Here is a 15,850-nt window from a genome sequence, read left to right as displayed (position 1 = left end):
AACGAGTGTTTCGAATTTACAAGTAGTCGGTGTGAGAAATCGATTTCTTCATGAAGTAATTTTAGCTGTCACTCGGAAGACCTTTGATGCTGCCGCTACGTTTACACTACGCTTTCGCCCAGTAATACTATGTAGATCAGTTAGCGGATATCGCATAGATGCAATAATTTTAGGCCACCATCCTATGTGCACTCTTTCCGATTCCGTGACATCCGCTGAATGAAGCTAAATAAAAATAGTTCGTTGAAACTGGCGATGGAACACCGTATTTCCTTCTTGAGGCACCCCTGCAATATTAATCCCCCATGTATTCATGATAATAGGATCGTTAGGAAGAATTGGATCACCTGGAATTACAGGATCACCAGGAATGATTGGATCACTTGGAGTTTTAACAAGCACTTCATAACATGGATCACTTAGTTGCCAAGCATTTGGTGGAGTTGCATGGACTACAAGTAATTTTTTTGCAGGAATTGTAAAAGTAAGAGGCGTTGCTGGGTCATAAAAAGGTGAAGGTTGCGATTCTCCACATAAGAAGGCTTCTTTTGGCATCTCTTCTTGGGCACAATTTTGCCAATCTAATACCGATACTGTTACTGTTTGGGGTGCGTCAGTTTTATTTAAAAGAGAGACAACAATCGTCTCTGTAGATGGATTTCTCCATATTGCTCCTGTCGTAAAATTACTTGGAGCAGGAAGCCTAACAGAGCTACTTTGACAAATCGGACAAGAAGATACTTTATTCGATTGAAATACATTTTTACAATCACAATTGCAGGAAGAATTCATCATTGTCATACCCTCTTTTCAATCGATAATAATACTAGAATATGATAATTCATTTATAGGGTTTAGGTTATTCGTACATAGGCTTAAATAACAAGACTATTAAGTGCTTTACCTAATTCTACTTATGAAAAATATCAATATATTTTTCTTATTATTATTTTCCTATACATCCCATTGAGCATGATGGGCGTATCTTCCTCCACTACTATATTTTCAGGCGAGATTTCTTCAAAGCTCCGACCAATATCAGTTCCTAATAGGCTAATAATGGGTCTTAGTAAAATCTTAGGCAAGGACAGTTTTTCGTTTTTAGGAACAAATTTGTCAAAAACTATTATTCTCCCTTCTTGTTTTAAAACCCTCGTCATCTCTTGAAAACATTTAGTTGCGTCAGGTACTACCGATAGGATTAAACTAGCTACGACATAGTCAAACGATTCATTTTCAAATTCCATATGTTGAGCATCCATTTCTATAAATGTAATTATAGAATGTTCGAACTTTGCCCTCGCTTTACCGAGCATTTCCGGTGAATAATCAATAGCCGTTATTTTTAAATCATTATGATTAATTAACTCTAAATCAGCGCCTGTTCCTACACCTACAAATAGGATTTTTTGTTGATTATTAAATGCTATGGATTGAAATATTTGTTTTCGAGCATTCAAAAAAACACCAGAATTAAAGAACTTGTCATAAATTGGAGAACCTATCCTATAGATAAATCTATTCCAAGAATTACTCAAACCTTATCACTCCCACCTGAATATAATCCCTTCTTGAGACAATCATACATCATTTCCCTTTTGTATAAAATTACCTTTTGATACACCCTCTGTTGTAACATATGTAAGGCAAAAAAGGCATCAAGAAACCTTGATACCTTTTTTACACACCTTTAGTTATCCACGACCAGCCTGGAATTCAGGATATAAAGTCATTCCACCATCCGCAAATAGAGTAATACCCGTTACATAACTAGCCTGTGATGAAGCAAGCCATACTGCGACTGCAGCGATTTCTTCTGGCTTTCCGATATAACCCATCGGAACCATACTTTCTACATCAGCACGTTTGGCTGGATCAGCAAATTTCTCAGCATTTATAGGTGTATTGATTGCTCCTGGTCCAATGTTATTGACACGAATTCCCTTTGGCGCATATTCTAAGGCTAATGTTTCTGTCATTAACTTAATGCCCCCTTTACTAGCAGCATAATGCACAAACAGCGGCCAAGGAATTTTCTCATGAACACTGGACATATTGATAACCGTTCCTTTAATATCATTTTCAACGTAATATTTAATCGCTTCACGACTTCCTAAAAACGCGCCCGTTAAATTTGTATTAATGACTCTATTCCAATCGCTTAATGGCATTTCATGAGAAGCGACTGGGTTTTCTATACCTGCATTATTTATCATCACATCGAGTGTTCCAAATTCTTTTACAGCAGTCTGAACGAGATTAATGACGTCCGCTTCAACAGTCACATCTCCTTGTACAGCAATGGCCTCGCCACCTGCTTTTTTAACTTCTTCCACAACAGCATTTACTTCCGCTTCATTGGAACGATAATTAATAACTACTTTCGCTTTTTCCTCTCCAAAGCGAATGCCCATTGCTTTTCCTAGTCCCGTCGCAGCGCCTGTAATGACAATAACTTTTCCTTCTAAATCTGGATACATACAAGATCCTCCTTTTATCTTTTCGCAATTCCTAACATAATACCAGCAGCGACAATAAATACAATCCCGATAATAATTGCTATAAGTTGACGTTTTGATTTTTTCTCACCTAATATAAAAATTCCACCTAAAGTTGCGATGACAATCCCCATTTGAGAAAGAGAAAAACTTGTTGCAACTCCTACACGTGGCTGTGATATAAATAAAAACATATTTCCGGCAGCCCATATTAAACCAGGAATAATATTACGAATCGCATATTTATTAAATGGTTTATGCTTAAATGTTAATAAAACACCACCTATTACCATCCCGATTGCTTGTGGCAATAAAGCAGACCATCCACTTACATCAAATAAGCGTACTATTACCACATATACTAAATAACCAAAAGTTGAAACAAGTAAAATTAAAATCCCTTTTTTCAAGTTGCTTCCGTGTTCTTCTTGTTTCTCTTCTGGATTAGGAAGTGATGTGAGAACAATACCAATGATGATACTAATAAGCGCTAGAATACCTAATATAACCGACATTGTTGTCGACCATTCATGAAACACGATCACGCCAAATAAAGTCGTTGATACCAATTGCATCCCTGTTGAAATGGGCATTGTTTTTGAAACCCCAATTAAATCAATACTTTTTAATTGGTTTACTTGACCTAATGCCCAAAAAAGACCTGATACAATTCCGACTCCAAACACTATAGGAGATAACTCGGGCTTTACAAAAAAGTAAATACCTATAGAGAATATAAGTGCACCAAATGTTGTTCCAAGTACTTGACTATACGGTCCACCACCGAGCTTGACGTTAAATAATACAATACTTCCCCAAAATAGAGCTGGTAACAACGCTAGGATAATATCCATTTTTCTTTCACCTCACTAAACGCTATATTTGATTTAACAAAACATCTATAATACTTTTTTATATTGCGCTTAGTGAAGCTTTTTATACTTTTAATTAGAACTACCATTGAAGTTGTTTTAATTTGTTATGTAATACTTCCACTATCGTCACACAAAATAGACCAAGATGGCCAATTAAGCTATCTTGGTCTTATAGAATCCCTGCTTGCATTGTGGATTTTTTTACATTACTATTTATTAATTAATTCCTAAGGCAATCCACTATACAAAAGAGTTATTTCATCATAATAATAGTATAAGCTAATTTTTTAGCTTACACCGCCTTGTTACTATGGGTCACTTCTATACAGTGGCCCTTTTATTCAAAGTAAATTACGGAATAATTTATTTCCAAAATTATAATTTTAAGGTACTTTTTGTTGGATAAATACCTCACTCGCTTTCTATATCGATACATATTATAGATGTAGAAAGGAGGAATGCTTCATGGGATGGTTCAGTGGCAATTATAACAACAATTGTTGCTACGGAGGTTATAGCTATGGAGGTGGCAATAACGGTTCAACATTTGTTCTAATTGTTGTTCTGTTCATTCTTTTAATTATTGTCGGCGCTACATTCATGTATTAATCTTTTAATAATTATTTTGAGCTATTAAAATAATTAAACGTGTATACCTTACACCTCTTCATTCAAGGTCACTTTCACAGAGTGACCTTTTTAACTTAAGTAAACTTTGCTTAATGATCCAATTTGTCCACACTTCCCCAGCAATCATCAAAAAATTTCAATACCAACAATTTTTCTTTACATTTTATTTATAAGTATTGTCAGCACTAACTAAATTTATTTTTCAATACTAAGTTATCCCTATACCTTTATTAAGCGGATCACTTTCCTCCAATGATCCGTTCAATATAAACCTAAACAATAAAAACGATCACCCCTATAAAGATCTTGTCGTTTAGTAATAGCGTGGGTTCGGATAGGGCTGCTGTGGGTATTGGGGATGATAGTGGTGTTGGGGATGATAGTGGTGTTGATGATGGTGGTGCGGATGGCGATGATGAGTTGGGTAGTAATGCATTGGGTAGAAATGATGGGATGGATAGTGTTGGCTCGGATATAAATGAGTTGGTGAAACCGGGTAATATGGATGTCTGCCACCATATTGTCCCCCATAACCATCATGTCTGTAATCGTATTGCATATTTTCTCCTCCTTTCGATATCGATATAGGTTATGCTATTAAAGATTAACAGTCTACGCAAATGCCTATATACTCCCCAAAAACGCGCCCTCTTCAACCTACTTATAAAAGAACAATCATCATACCCTCCTATTTTCGATATTCCATCTAATTCTGAGAAATCCATAGCGCGCAGCTTAAATCAACTAGCATAAGTAATCGTTTTTGGTAAAAATCAAACGCTTGCATTTTTTCCATTTAATCCCATTACACCGCTCTATCTATGTTACAATTTAACTGTAGATAAAGTTCGATTGAGAAGCGAAATATATGACGAATAAACAATGTAAGAGATGTGGAAGTACCCAATTTACAGATGCTACAGACTATATCCCAGTAAAGCCAAGTAAAGGTTCATTTAAGGGGGCAAATAAACTATATACATTTTGTGTAAATTGTGGTGAAGTTGATTCAATTCGTATAGAAAATACAACTATATTTAAAAAATAAAAATTTATGATCGCCTATCAAAATCAAAATTATTAGCCGTTCAGCACTAGGGCTTGTGTGTAAAAACCCATACTAGTCCTTTTATTTTGTGTTCAGGTAGTGAGGTACCTCTTCTTTATAAGAGTAATGTTGGGTTATCTTGCTTCAATATTTGTGAAATGATATAGTTTCTCTATCTCTACAATTTGGGATAAATTACCGAGAATATCCGGTTTCAACTCATTCACTTTTGTCAAAGGGAGCCAACTAATTTTTTGACTAATGGAGTCCTGTCCATTGTATTTTGGCTGAATTGGAATTTGACCACGGTAAATAAATAAAATCTCGTGAAAATAGTCCTTATCGTGGAAGAAATTTTCGATTACCGCAAATAATTTTGGGGTACCTAGTCGCACTCCAGTTTCTTCCAATATTTCACGCTCGATTGCCTCAATACTCGTTTCTCTTAACTGTACTCTTCCTCCTGGCAAAGAAATTGACCCGTCAGGAAATTGACTTACTAATAGGTTGTCGTCGTGAACAATCCATGCTGCAACCCGAATGTTCAGTTTTCCTTCATTCATTTTTACTGTTAAATCTTCAGACATTTTTGCTCCTCCAATTACAATTATTTTAGTTTATATGTTGACAGATAATAAAATCAGACCTCATAATTTTCTCTTTCAATAGCCTTACGAGAAAAGTAGAGTAATGATCAAATTTTTCAATGCAATGTGACATTGTAACATTATTATATTACTCAACTAATTCAACAGTAAGTGTAGTAACAGCCATTGGTGCCGTACCTTGTACTTTTCCGTTATAACCGACTTTTACTTTATCACCAACTTTAAATGTTTCGTCGAGATTCTTTGCAAGATTTACATAAACAATTCCGTAAACCGCATTATTTTCTGATTCAGTTACATAAACTACGGCTTTCTGATCGTTTACCATCTCCTCAATTACCCCAACAAAAGTAGCTTTAACTTCACTTTTACACATAACCAACAAACTGCAGAATACAAGAAGAACGATGAATAAACTAAATGTCTTTTTCAAAATAGAATCCTCCTTTCATTTACCTTTCACATTTAAAATAGCTCGATTCAGATAGTTCCAAAGGAGTCGCTTAGTAGAAAAAGAAATAACAATTACAAAAATCCACCCATTTCTGGGTGGACTACTATAATCATACTTCCTTAGACGCTGTCGCAAAAACTAGAATTTAATTTTGCTTAATTCTACGCGGAATTTTAAATCCTAAAGCTATAGCTGCACCTATACAGCTAGACAGACATCCTAAGATTAAATAAATCGAAAGAGGTGATTCACCAATTAGAACAGAGGCTATACCTCCAATTACCGGAAATAAAGCTACCATGTACCCGCTTTTTGCAGCACCTATTCTGTCAACAAGCTTTAAATAAAATAGCCATGCTAGGAAAGATGCAATCAATGTTAAATACAATAAAGCTGATATGTATGTTATTGATGTAGGGATTATGATCTTTTGCCCCTGGAACAATACAATGACTGACATTAAAATACTTCCTACGGTAAAACCAATAGCGTTCGAATAAATAGGGTCAATCTTTCCTCTGGCATTCCTCGCAGAACTTACATCACCAATAGCTGTAAGTACTGTACCTAAAAGAGCAATCAAAATACCTTTTAAAACATCTAAGCTAGAAAAACTACTTAAAGAAGGATAAATGAGGACACAAACACCCACCACTCCTAACACTCCTCCAAACAAAACACGAGGATGTAGTTGTTCTTTTAAGAAAATCCGAAGAGCTAGCGGAGTCAATATCACTTTTAATGAAAAGATTAATGTTACAATTGCTGCTGAGCTCAATATTGTTGCGTAGTATAAGCATAAATAACTTAATGCAAAATTACATATACCAAATACTATGATAAAAGGTATATCTTTACGTGATGGCTTCCCTTTTGGTTTAAGAAATAACACTAGTGCAATAAATAAAAATGCAGTAATAACTAGTCGATAAGTCAAGGATAATTCTAAGCTCACTGGCGTTCCTTGAATTTTCACCGCAATAAAATTAAGACCCCAAACTATTAAACAAAATACATACATTAGATTTGTCACGATATTTACTATACCTTCTGTCGTTCTTTAATTGACGAAATATCAAAAGAGAATATTCAATAGTTCTAGGAAAAAATTCTCTATCCTTGAAATCATCGCCTTATATATAGTATCATCGCATATCATCTTTGTAAAAAGGTTTCTTCCATATCCTGCATCAATTTCATTAGATTTCTTGAAGCTATCGTATTTAATCCATTAAAATTAGAAATAAAGATTCAGAATATCCCCTATCAATCTTGTCTTACATATATTCACCTCATCACAAAGTCACCGTTAAGTCCGTTCTTCCCCGGTTAACTAAATAAAATTCAGAAGAATATGAAAATAATATATATTATGCTAAAATGTAGTGGTATTAATATGGATAATAGATAGATATAAAGGAACAAAGTACAATGAATATCGAGTGAAACAAGGTAAAACGGAAAAAGTAAATGAGTGGTTAGCTTTCTTGAATGAAAATATGGAAGATGTTCTAGTTACTCTTGAAGGCGAGAAAATGTACGTTGAAACGATTTTTCGAGAAATGTTAAATGGAGAAGAATATTTGTATTGGTATGTTGTTCAAGGGACAGGCGGAATCGATGTCGATGATTCAGAACATTGGATTGATAAAAAACATATTGAATACTGGGATGAATGTATTGATAAAACCTTTAAACCTGTAGATTTACAAACTGAGGTAGTGATGATTCCTGAAAAAGTACGAAATTCTATGAATTAAACACTTTCTTAAACAAATGAAAACTTAGGGCTTGCGTTTGAGATTGAATTTTAAATCTGCAAGTCCCTTTGTATGGATTCCTCAATCTCCGTATAACTCCTCAAATAATGCCGAAGCAACGATGTAAATGATGCCTTTACTCTTGGTTTAACTTCACTACAGTAGACTTTTTTCCGTTCATTAAAATTGCACATTACCTTTCCTCAACCACTCACTTTCTGTTCTTAATGAATTGAAGGATACTCTTATGAAAAAAAACTGTTACTTTTGCGGTTGATACTAAATATACAGATAGAATACAAGAAACGTTTAATATAGAAGAATTAGGTATTGATGAGAAGTTGAGCACTAAAGAACTTAAAAAGAAAACAGAGAGTATTTTTAAGGCTTGGGTTAGTTCTAGACTCGATATTTCCTACAGTATCGTAATTGACATGGATTGCGAATTGACATCCTATTTTTAATTTAACAGGGCTATTCGAAACACAAATGCAACAAGTATTGTCATTCATGCCTAATCTCAACATCTATCACCAACTACAAATCAAGCTATATAGGCTTTTAAATCGATTGTTCTAATAATGATGATAAATCTTATTATTGTGCGTTCTATCGATTTAATTTGTTCGATATCTTTTTCGGGAACTGTTGAAAAATGCACTTTTGCAACCCACTAGCCTTCAATCTTGTTTGTTAAATTGCAAAAAGGCAGTTGAAATTCAGATTCAACTGAACTTTCAACTGCCAACTCAAATATTTAATTTTTAGTAGTGCTCATTTAATAATATAAGGTTATTTTCGATTACATTTTGTTGCCGTGAACTACTTTTTTGTTCTGTACCTCTAAAAACTAGCGATTATCAAGGACTAGTAGGAGGAGTAAGTCCGAACAGAACAGGAGTAACTACAGTACTACCAGCTCCAAGGCGGACTTGTTGAACTTGCAGTACTTTTACTGTAAGATCCAGAACAATTTTTTCACGCAATGTGCTAAAAGTACCTTCTGGTGATGCCATAACTGGTGAAAAATCAAGTTCAAAGAAGTTTGCAGCGACTAACTCGCCAAATGGTTGTTCATTGTATTTCACGAGATTTTGGAAGAAAGCCTTATCTAATCTAGCATCCATTTGAGTTCTTTCATTCAGGAAGTTCGCTTCGGCAAACTCAGAAATTCCCAAGATTGGAGTAGGGCCTCCAGTTGTTTGTGGGAAAAATAGTTCTGTAAAACCAGAAAACGGAACATCGGCAATTCTATCTTGTAGCGCTCCATTACATGCTGCTGAAGCATATTCAATATTTTTACGAATATGTCCTGCTACAAATAATTTAGCTCTTGTTACCCTAAAAAAGTCAGTGTTATCAATACGTGCAAATCTAACAGGCACTAATTTAACTTGATTTAGGAATACATTTTTTTTCACTCTTTTAATTTCAGTTGCAGCAGGATTCAGCGTAATATCTGATTCCACAACTATTTGAAGTGTTGGTTCTGCAAGTACAACTGGAATTTTAATAGTTGGAGCTGTAACCGGTGTAGCGATTAGTGGAGTAATCTCACTACCTAATGGTACTAGTTCAGTTGATTCTACTGGACATGGTGATATTTGATTTAGATTTTCTGATTGACTCAAAAAAATTCCCTCTTTTCATTTTATTAGTATTAGAGAGCGCTCTCTATATTGCTAGGATATGTAGCGATTAAATCTATGTATGGATGTGTATACTAGTTATTTTCTAATATTTTAAAAATGAATTTTTAAAAGATAAAAATTGAGCATTAAAGTTCTAGATCACCTGATTTTAATTGTTTAGTTAACCAGCGTTTAGCCATTTCCGTGCACTTTTGTTATTACTTCACAATATCAATTTACAACATTTTTTAGTGAACTTCGCTAGTGTTAGGAAGTTCACTATATTGTGTTGAAGAAATTTCAATCTTTTACACAAGCACAAAAACAACAAAATAGACACATGCTAGAGGAACTGCGTAAGAAGATATACCTTTTAAACTCCATTTGTCCTCATCAGTTGACCAGAGAAAAACAAACAATGTTATCATGCTAATCCCGAAAGCGGTCGTAATAATGTTTAATAATCCAATAATCCCCATCCCCTTTTCTATCCAACATTAATATACTCTTAATAAATTAGGCTCATGCTAACCGCTTGACTGCTTCATCAATTAATGCATTGCGTTTACATAGCACCTTACTTATATTGTTCAGGTAATGATTTCAATATCGCTTGTATCTAAAAAAATGAAACTTTTATAACTCTCTTCCGTAAATACATAAATAGCCAATTCAATGGAGGTGCTTACATGAAAGATATTTTTAAAGGAATTCTAGCAGTAATCATAGCTTTAGCTATATGGGATGGAATTAAATACATATGGAATCTTTTTGTTTAAACGCCGAGAAAACAGCCAATCTTTGGTTGTTTTTTCTGTTTGAACAATTGTTTTCAATCTTCTGCTGAACAATTTCTTTCCACCCCACCGTGTATACATGCTTACAGGATGGAGGTATATGTACGTGTCGATTTTTTATTGGACATACAATCTGGAAAAATCACTACGAAAAAAGACAAAGTAAAAATCATTTGTGAATTAAGGCATAAATCTTTAGTAAAGGCACTTGTGGCGTTAGCGGACATTCCAAGAAGTACATTCTATGACATCGCAAAGAAAATAGATTTACCGGATTCAGACGCCGATCTAAAAAAAGGAATTAAAGCGATTTTTGTAGAACACGAAGGTCGTTCGTTATGACTACAGTCGTATTCGTGAAAGGTGGTCTTGTTCTTGGTATTTCAGTTGTTGTTTTTATAGTGGTACCTATAAACGACACCGAATCATCTAAAGACACTAAAGACAAAGAAAAAGTAGAAACAACTGCAAAACCTAAGGAGGAAACACCAGAAGAAAAAGCTGAAGCTGAAAGACTTGCCAAATTAGAATCTTTAAAATTGTCAGGATCAGGTGATTCTGTTACTAAAAAAGTCAAGTTAGATGCTGGTTTTGTAATTATCGATGCTACACATCAAGGTTCACGAAACTTCGCTGTAAAGTTATTAGACTCAAATGCTAATACTTTAAAGTTAGTAGTAAATGAGATAGGTAACTATTCAGGAAAAAAATATATGCTATACCAGCTGGTGAATATTTATATGAGGTAACCGCAAGTGGAGTGGACAATCAACATGTCACAAGACATCCCGAAAGATGTATCACCAGAAGGTAAAGTTTCTGGTATGGGTGATAGTGTTGTGTTTATGAACATATCAAAAGGAGCAAAGAAAGTTTCTTTTACACATGATGGCTCTAGCAATTTTGCAGTTAAAGCAAATGATAGTGCTTTATTAGTAAATGAAATTGGTGCTTACAGTGGCTCTAAAGTTCAAAAAGTAGAAGATACATCAATTTATTTCTTTGATATAATAGCCCATGGAAATTGGACTATGGCATTTGAATAAATAAAAAATTAAACCACTCAAATGAGTGGCTTTTTATTATTAAAAATAAACGATTTTTATTATGGTAAATAAGTCTCGTTTTGGTCAAAGTTGTCTTTAAAGGTTATTTAGAGAAATTACCTTTACTAACTTTAAAGGAGAATACATAAGTGAGTAATATATTTAAAAATGGTTTTATTTATCTAGCATTAATACTACTAGTACTAATTAGCTATAACGTTGAAAATGCACATGCTGAAGATGGCTATTCAGAAAATTTAATACCTAAAATGACTTCGAATGAATCAGAGTTTGGTAAAGCATCCTCTTCAAGTAACTATGTTGAAACATTGTATAGTTACTGTTAAAAAACTCGAAGGTACAGAATCTAAATCGATCATTTTAGATAGAAATGTATTAGAACTTCTAGAAGGTAGTCAAGATAAGTTAAAAGCAACAGTTACTCCAGATACTGCAAAAGTAATATGGTCTTCTAATGATGAAAGTATTGCCACTGTAGATCAAGATGGAAATGTAAATGCAGTTGGTGAAGGTGAAGTAATAATTACAGCCAAAATTGAAGGCACTGAAATTACAGCCACTAGTACAGTAATTGTTAAGAAACCAAGCAATGAATCTTCAAATGCAATTTTAAGCATCACATTAGTAAACGGTATAACAAAAGAGTATGACGTTACTAATAAAGTATTAAATGACTATTTGAAATGGTTTGATAGTGCTCAAGGCACATCGACATTTAAATTTTCTAAAACAATTTCACCTTACAAAAAGGTAACGGAATATATCGTACATGATAAAATTGCTTCATTTGAAGTAAGAGAATACTAAGACAAAAAAAACAGGTACTCAGCTATTTATGAGCTCCTGGTCTTTATTTTGATGACTAATTAATAAATTTTCAACCTGAGTTTTTAATGACATATTAGCATATCGTAGAACCACATCATTCCCTACTGTCGCTACATGTACATCTCTAAAGTATTCGTCTATCTTTTCCCATTTTACTAACTAATTTTATCTTTGGCTAACAGCCTCTTTGAGTTGTAATATTCTTGTGTTATGTCCTTTAGAAGCTTTTCAAGGATGGCAAGTAGACCTTACTCATTTTAAGATTTTCTATCACTTTGAAATCACGCTGTAATGATTGAACTGCCATATCTAAAATCACAAACTTATGAAATAATTGACGCTGTTCAATATTCAACATACAACGGAGCGCTCCTTTTGAATGATTGGAACAACTGCCAAAACATTATTGATAGTAAATGTGCACTTGGCTTGCCTCGTAAAACTATTTAAAAATTGGTTACGCTGCATTGCTTTAATCAGTTGTTCTTTCATCATTCCACACCCTTTATAAGGAAGTTTTTGGAAATAAAAAAGAACAGGTACTCACTTTTAAAATGAGCTAATGTGTCTTGTTTTCATTTGACACCTTCCTTTTCTGCATAATAAAAGCCCTCCACAGACTATATGGAAGGCGTAATTGAAACTAACTATTTTTTTATAACAAAGTCATATTTTTTACAACATCTGGTATTGTCCATGTACCAGTTGAGTTAATGAGTGAAATAAAGCAAAGGATCATAAGAAGTTACAACTTGCATCAGGTGAAGCTATGACACCAATGAAGGATGATGAGGGCGCTCCAATTAATCTATTGTTTAAAAAAACGAACGTCTTCCCCTCACATCCAGATAGTAATTTTAGAAAGACACAATCTACCTAATCTAACATTCCATGATCTAAGGCATAGCTACGCATCTTTATGGTTAGTAAAAATGTTAATTTTAGAATCATCCAAGAACAACTTGGACATGTTAACATTCAAGAAACAATTAATACCTACAGTCTCTTAACCATGAAAGATACAGAAAAAGCAACCGACTGCTTTGACTACATTTTATAAAATGGTCGATTTTTGCTCGGTTGCTCTTATTCTTAATGTTATAGACTCGCTATAAACGTTGATAAATCAACTATTCTTGAATTGCTGCTTCTAAAGCTACAACGATCATGTCGTTGAATTACGTGTACTTTTTAGAACAACAAGATACTTCAATAGCATTGATTTAACAACGTTTTACTCTTTATTAATTGCATATTAATGTATTTAACTTTTTATAAAGTTATTCAAATTTATGATGTTGGTCGCTTTTTGATCGCCAAAGTCGCCCCTTTTCTTTTATAGATAACAATGAAGACCATCCTTCACGGAGTGGTCTTTTTGGATTATTTAACTATGCACCATAGTTATCTTAAGTAAAATCTTTCTAAGGAGAAAATATAACTGTTAATAAATATGTTCTATATATTGAGAAATAATATTTACAATTTCGGATACAGGTAAAGTTCCATCGACCATGAGGTCAGAATTTGGTTTTATTTTTTCTAACATTTCTAGATAGCCGCGCCTTCCTTGTGAAATATAACTCTCTATATCCATTAAAATATTTTCTACAGAATTATTCTTAAAATCTCTAGATACTCGACGTGCCATTGCAATATCCAAAGGAGTATCAATAAACACAGCAAAATCTATGAATTTACTCGTTTCAAAGTGTTTATAGGCAAACGGAAAGTCCAGCACTATGTAATCTAAAGGTTCATTTAGTAACGCTTCTATATCTCTAATGAGAGGAGCCAAGTTCCACTCATCATAATTAGCTCCGTTGTCAATCCAATCTATAATGTCATCAGGACCATCAAAATCATATTCATCAAAAAATAGGATTTTAGAATTTTGTAATCTTTCGTTTAGGTGAGTCGATATAGTCGTTTTTCCTCCACCAGAAACCGCAGCTATAGCAATAACTAGTGGTTGCTTTCCTTTTCTCATAAATTCCCCCACTTTTATATTTCTATTCTCTAAACCATTTGTCCAACTAAACTACGTCTACAGCTTTATAATACCTTATGCCACATTCGTTTGGATAACTATTTCTCACATCTACCGTTCTATCCAGTTCTCCAAATTATATGGTCTACTACCTATTGATTGTGGAAGGCTATCACTCTCATTAGCAGTTATTATTTCGATTACCCTGTTTAGATTTAATACCAGTAAGCGTGGTTGATAGCCTTTGTTCCCCTACTCTTAACTACATAGGATAAAGACAAAAAGGAGATAACCATCATATGAATAATTGTAGGTGTAATAATGAATCATCAATATTTAAATGCGATAGGTTCGGGACATTTACGGCTAATGATGTAAACTGTATAAATCCTTCCATTCCTGCTGATGGCTCAATAATTCCATTTTCATCTGGAATTACACTATCGTTCGGGATTTTTTGGGAAGTATAGAGGCCAGCTTGTTAGGATTCGGTACCGCTATTAACTTTGTACCTATTATAAGTAATACAATTAATTTAACTAACTTTTTAACTGAAGCCTTCGCGGTACCACGTGATGGTAAAATCACAGCAATTTCAGCAACATTTTCCCCATCAGGTGGGTTTCTTTTTAATGATTCTGCAACAATTCGAGCTCAAATTTTCCTTGCACCTGAAGGTAGTAATATTTTTACTGGCACAAGTGCCAGCGTTGATTTAACTCCACCTATAATAGGTCCTTTTCCAAATGGATAAATAACTTTTGCTTCAGCTAGTATCCCACTGATTCCGGTAACTGTAGGTGATCGTTTATTAATGATATTTTATATTTCGTCGACAACAGGTTTTATTGAAATTGACGATATTATCGGCAATGCAAGTGCAGGAATTAATATTGTTTAACAATATCCCTATCCTCTAACCAATTGTAAAAAGGTACTGGGCGTTCTTTTGATGGAGTTTTTTCTACAGATATTGATTTATTAGGCTTCAAGTTAGAACGCTCTACAGCCTTACTGTAAGATCCTACAAATATGGCTCTTAATGTACTTGTAACTGTAAGTACACCTTCTTTAATATCCATTGCTATTTTGAATAGAACGTTTTTAGCTTTTACAAACTCAGGTGCACTTTGAATCTGAGTAGCTAATACAACCTTGTACAATTTATCTTTTAAGCTATCTGCTAATGGTAGTGATTGCATGAAATCAAATAGCATCACTTGGTACTCATTCATGTATTCCTTTTTCTTTTCAGCTTGCAAAGCCAAATCATTTTCTAATTCACATAAATTATTATTTGCTTGTTTAGAACTTAAAAGATTAAAAGAATTAAATGCAGGATTTATATATGAAGAAAAAATTAATCAGCATCTACCTTTATTTTTCCCACAACAAGTTATAAACTTCTATGCTGCTGGGTCGGAAGCTTTAAGAGTGCTGCGAGTGTATGCATAATACATTTACCCTTAGATACCGCTACTATTTGGATAATTATTTAATTGGAGTATTGTATAGGAATTTCTCCATGAATCGCTGTGCTTTATTGTTGAATAGGTTTCTAAGCTACTTTAGCCTGCTCGACTCGTTGTTTCGTAACAGCGAAGCATTTCTGTCAGTCATACCATTCATTTATCACCAATATTTGTAAAATATTCCGTTATTCA

20 protein-coding genes and 1 pseudogene are annotated in these 15,850 nt (G+C 33.9%); 10 read left to right on the top strand and 11 right to left on the bottom strand.

Annotated features, from left to right (window positions below; translation table 11 throughout):
* Positions 1 to 225: 225 nt before the first annotated feature.
* From AC3WSO_RS11870 to AC3WSO_RS11855, 4 genes are all read right to left on the bottom strand, one after another.
* The gene (locus AC3WSO_RS11870; RefSeq protein ID WP_492530983.1) at positions 226 to 795 is read right to left on the bottom strand and encodes a hypothetical protein; all 570 of its coding nucleotides are present in this window, start codon (positions 793 to 795) and stop codon (positions 226 to 228) included.
* A gap of 131 nt (positions 796 to 926) precedes the next feature.
* A complete protein-coding gene (locus tag AC3WSO_RS11865) occupies positions 927 to 1,538 on the bottom strand; it encodes a class I SAM-dependent methyltransferase (RefSeq protein ID WP_492530982.1) in 612 nt (203 codons plus the stop codon).
* Between the two features lie 156 nt (positions 1,539 to 1,694).
* Positions 1,695 to 2,480: a glucose 1-dehydrogenase gene (gdh, locus tag AC3WSO_RS11860; RefSeq protein ID WP_492530980.1), complete on the bottom strand. Its 786-nt coding sequence runs from the start codon at positions 2,478 to 2,480 to the stop codon at positions 1,695 to 1,697.
* Between the two features lie 14 nt (positions 2,481 to 2,494).
* Positions 2,495 to 3,352 (bottom strand): RhaT/GlcU family sugar-proton symporter, encoded by an 858-nt coding sequence (locus AC3WSO_RS11855; protein WP_492530979.1) that lies wholly within the window; start codon positions 3,350 to 3,352, stop codon positions 2,495 to 2,497.
* Between the two features lie 486 nt (positions 3,353 to 3,838).
* Between AC3WSO_RS11855 and AC3WSO_RS11850 the strand changes: the two genes are divergently transcribed.
* The 3 genes from AC3WSO_RS11850 (at position 3,839) to AC3WSO_RS11840 (ending at position 5,051) form a co-directional block, all read left to right on the top strand.
* Positions 3,839 to 3,982 carry a YjcZ family sporulation protein gene (locus tag AC3WSO_RS11850; protein WP_323650038.1) on the top strand — a complete coding sequence of 48 codons (144 nt, stop codon included), beginning with the start codon at positions 3,839 to 3,841 and terminating at the stop codon, positions 3,980 to 3,982.
* Positions 3,983 to 4,348: 366 nt separating this feature from the next.
* Complete coding sequence (locus AC3WSO_RS11845) at positions 4,349 to 4,591, top strand: hypothetical protein (RefSeq protein WP_492530977.1); 243 nt, start codon at positions 4,349 to 4,351, stop codon at positions 4,589 to 4,591.
* Positions 4,592 to 4,871: 280 nt separating this feature from the next.
* On the top strand, positions 4,872 to 5,051 hold the full coding sequence (locus tag AC3WSO_RS11840) for a hypothetical protein (protein WP_492530976.1): 180 nt from the start codon (positions 4,872 to 4,874) through the stop codon (positions 5,049 to 5,051).
* A gap of 134 nt (positions 5,052 to 5,185) precedes the next feature.
* Here AC3WSO_RS11840 and AC3WSO_RS11835 read toward each other — a convergent pair whose 3' ends face one another.
* The 3 genes from AC3WSO_RS11835 to AC3WSO_RS11825 all read right to left on the bottom strand — a co-directional run bounded on the left by AC3WSO_RS11835 (position 5,186) and on the right by AC3WSO_RS11825 (position 7,146).
* Entirely contained in the window at positions 5,186 to 5,638 is a 453-nt protein-coding gene (locus tag AC3WSO_RS11835; protein ID WP_492530974.1) for an NUDIX hydrolase, read from the bottom strand.
* 148 nt (positions 5,639 to 5,786) lie between these two features.
* A complete protein-coding gene (locus AC3WSO_RS11830) occupies positions 5,787 to 6,092 on the bottom strand; it encodes a hypothetical protein (RefSeq protein ID WP_492530972.1) in 306 nt (101 codons plus the stop codon).
* A 166-nt stretch (positions 6,093 to 6,258) separates the two neighbouring features.
* Positions 6,259 to 7,146, bottom strand: coding sequence for a DMT family transporter (locus AC3WSO_RS11825; RefSeq protein WP_492530970.1), 888 nt, complete (start codon positions 7,144 to 7,146; stop codon positions 6,259 to 6,261).
* Between the two features lie 409 nt (positions 7,147 to 7,555).
* Here AC3WSO_RS11825 and AC3WSO_RS11820 point away from each other — a divergent pair, with 409 nt between their 5' ends.
* Complete coding sequence (locus tag AC3WSO_RS11820) at positions 7,556 to 7,873, top strand: DUF6176 family protein (protein ID WP_492530969.1); 318 nt, start codon at positions 7,556 to 7,558, stop codon at positions 7,871 to 7,873.
* A gap of 860 nt (positions 7,874 to 8,733) precedes the next feature.
* On the opposite strand, the gene AC3WSO_RS11815 is transcribed toward AC3WSO_RS11820, so the two are convergent.
* Entirely contained in the window at positions 8,734 to 9,504 is a 771-nt protein-coding gene (locus tag AC3WSO_RS11815) for a CsxC family protein (RefSeq protein ID WP_492530967.1), read from the bottom strand.
* 926 nt (positions 9,505 to 10,430) lie between these two features.
* On the opposite strand from AC3WSO_RS11815, the pseudogene AC3WSO_RS11810 reads away from it, so the two are divergent.
* The 5 genes and pseudogenes from AC3WSO_RS11810 to AC3WSO_RS11790 form a co-directional block, all read left to right on the top strand.
* Positions 10,431 to 10,631, top strand: a pseudogene (locus AC3WSO_RS11810) (IS3 family transposase); the annotation flags it as partial.
* Between the two features lie 8 nt (positions 10,632 to 10,639).
* The gene (locus tag AC3WSO_RS11805) at positions 10,640 to 11,050 is read left to right on the top strand and encodes a hypothetical protein (RefSeq protein WP_492530965.1); all 411 of its coding nucleotides are present in this window, start codon (positions 10,640 to 10,642) and stop codon (positions 11,048 to 11,050) included.
* Positions 11,051 to 11,056: 6 nt separating this feature from the next.
* The gene (locus AC3WSO_RS11800) at positions 11,057 to 11,347 is read left to right on the top strand and encodes a hypothetical protein (RefSeq protein WP_492530963.1); all 291 of its coding nucleotides are present in this window, start codon (positions 11,057 to 11,059) and stop codon (positions 11,345 to 11,347) included.
* Between the two features lie 149 nt (positions 11,348 to 11,496).
* Entirely contained in the window at positions 11,497 to 11,694 is a 198-nt protein-coding gene (locus AC3WSO_RS11795) for a hypothetical protein (RefSeq protein WP_492530961.1), read from the top strand.
* On the top strand, positions 11,627 to 12,175 hold the full coding sequence (locus tag AC3WSO_RS11790; protein WP_492530959.1) for an Ig-like domain-containing protein: 549 nt from the start codon (positions 11,627 to 11,629) through the stop codon (positions 12,173 to 12,175). The genes AC3WSO_RS11795 and AC3WSO_RS11790 overlap by 68 nt, the downstream gene beginning before the upstream one ends.
* 238 nt (positions 12,176 to 12,413) lie before the next feature.
* On the opposite strand, the gene AC3WSO_RS11785 is transcribed toward AC3WSO_RS11790, so the two are convergent.
* Positions 12,414 to 12,503, bottom strand: coding sequence for a hypothetical protein (locus AC3WSO_RS11785; RefSeq protein WP_492534332.1), 90 nt, complete (start codon positions 12,501 to 12,503; stop codon positions 12,414 to 12,416).
* 1,137 nt (positions 12,504 to 13,640) lie between these two features.
* Positions 13,641 to 14,186, bottom strand: coding sequence for a nucleoside/nucleotide kinase family protein (locus tag AC3WSO_RS11780; RefSeq protein WP_492530957.1), 546 nt, complete (start codon positions 14,184 to 14,186; stop codon positions 13,641 to 13,643).
* A 478-nt stretch (positions 14,187 to 14,664) separates the two neighbouring features.
* On the opposite strand from AC3WSO_RS11780, the gene AC3WSO_RS11775 reads away from it, so the two are divergent.
* Positions 14,665 to 14,940 (top strand): hypothetical protein, encoded by a 276-nt coding sequence (locus AC3WSO_RS11775; RefSeq protein WP_492530956.1) that lies wholly within the window; start codon positions 14,665 to 14,667, stop codon positions 14,938 to 14,940.
* Positions 14,941 to 15,073: 133 nt separating this feature from the next.
* On the opposite strand, the gene AC3WSO_RS11770 is transcribed toward AC3WSO_RS11775, so the two are convergent.
* A complete protein-coding gene (locus AC3WSO_RS11770; protein ID WP_492530954.1) occupies positions 15,074 to 15,421 on the bottom strand; it encodes a hypothetical protein in 348 nt (115 codons plus the stop codon).
* Between the last annotated feature and the right edge of the window lie 429 nt (positions 15,422 to 15,850).

The organism is Lysinibacillus sp. EB106-09-02-XG168 (assembly GCF_058791475.1).
Note: the sequence above shows the minus strand (reverse complement) of the source record. Positions and strands in the feature narration are given on the sequence as shown.

Coding starts and splice junctions, on each gene's coding strand:
- AC3WSO_RS11870 (WP_492530983.1), bottom strand. CDS start 795: ATGATGAATTCTTCCTGCAATTGTGATTGTAAAAATGTATTTCAATCG.
- gdh (WP_492530980.1), bottom strand. CDS start 2,480: ATGTATCCAGATTTAGAAGGAAAAGTTATTGTCATTACAGGCGCTGCG.
- AC3WSO_RS11855 (WP_492530979.1), bottom strand. CDS start 3,352: ATGGATATTATCCTAGCGTTGTTACCAGCTCTATTTTGGGGAAGTATT.
- AC3WSO_RS11850 (WP_323650038.1), top strand. CDS start 3,839: ATGGGATGGTTCAGTGGCAATTATAACAACAATTGTTGCTACGGAGGT.
- AC3WSO_RS11840 (WP_492530976.1), top strand. CDS start 4,872: ATGACGAATAAACAATGTAAGAGATGTGGAAGTACCCAATTTACAGAT.
- AC3WSO_RS11835 (WP_492530974.1), bottom strand. CDS start 5,638: ATGTCTGAAGATTTAACAGTAAAAATGAATGAAGGAAAACTGAACATT.
- AC3WSO_RS11805 (WP_492530965.1), top strand. CDS start 10,640: ATGACTACAGTCGTATTCGTGAAAGGTGGTCTTGTTCTTGGTATTTCA.
- AC3WSO_RS11790 (WP_492530959.1), top strand. CDS start 11,627: ATGAATCAGAGTTTGGTAAAGCATCCTCTTCAAGTAACTATGTTGAAA.
- AC3WSO_RS11785 (WP_492534332.1), bottom strand. CDS start 12,503: ATGGCAGTTCAATCATTACAGCGTGATTTCAAAGTGATAGAAAATCTT.
- AC3WSO_RS11780 (WP_492530957.1), bottom strand. CDS start 14,186: ATGAGAAAAGGAAAGCAACCACTAGTTATTGCTATAGCTGCGGTTTCT.
- AC3WSO_RS11770 (WP_492530954.1), bottom strand. CDS start 15,421: ATGAATGAGTACCAAGTGATGCTATTTGATTTCATGCAATCACTACCA.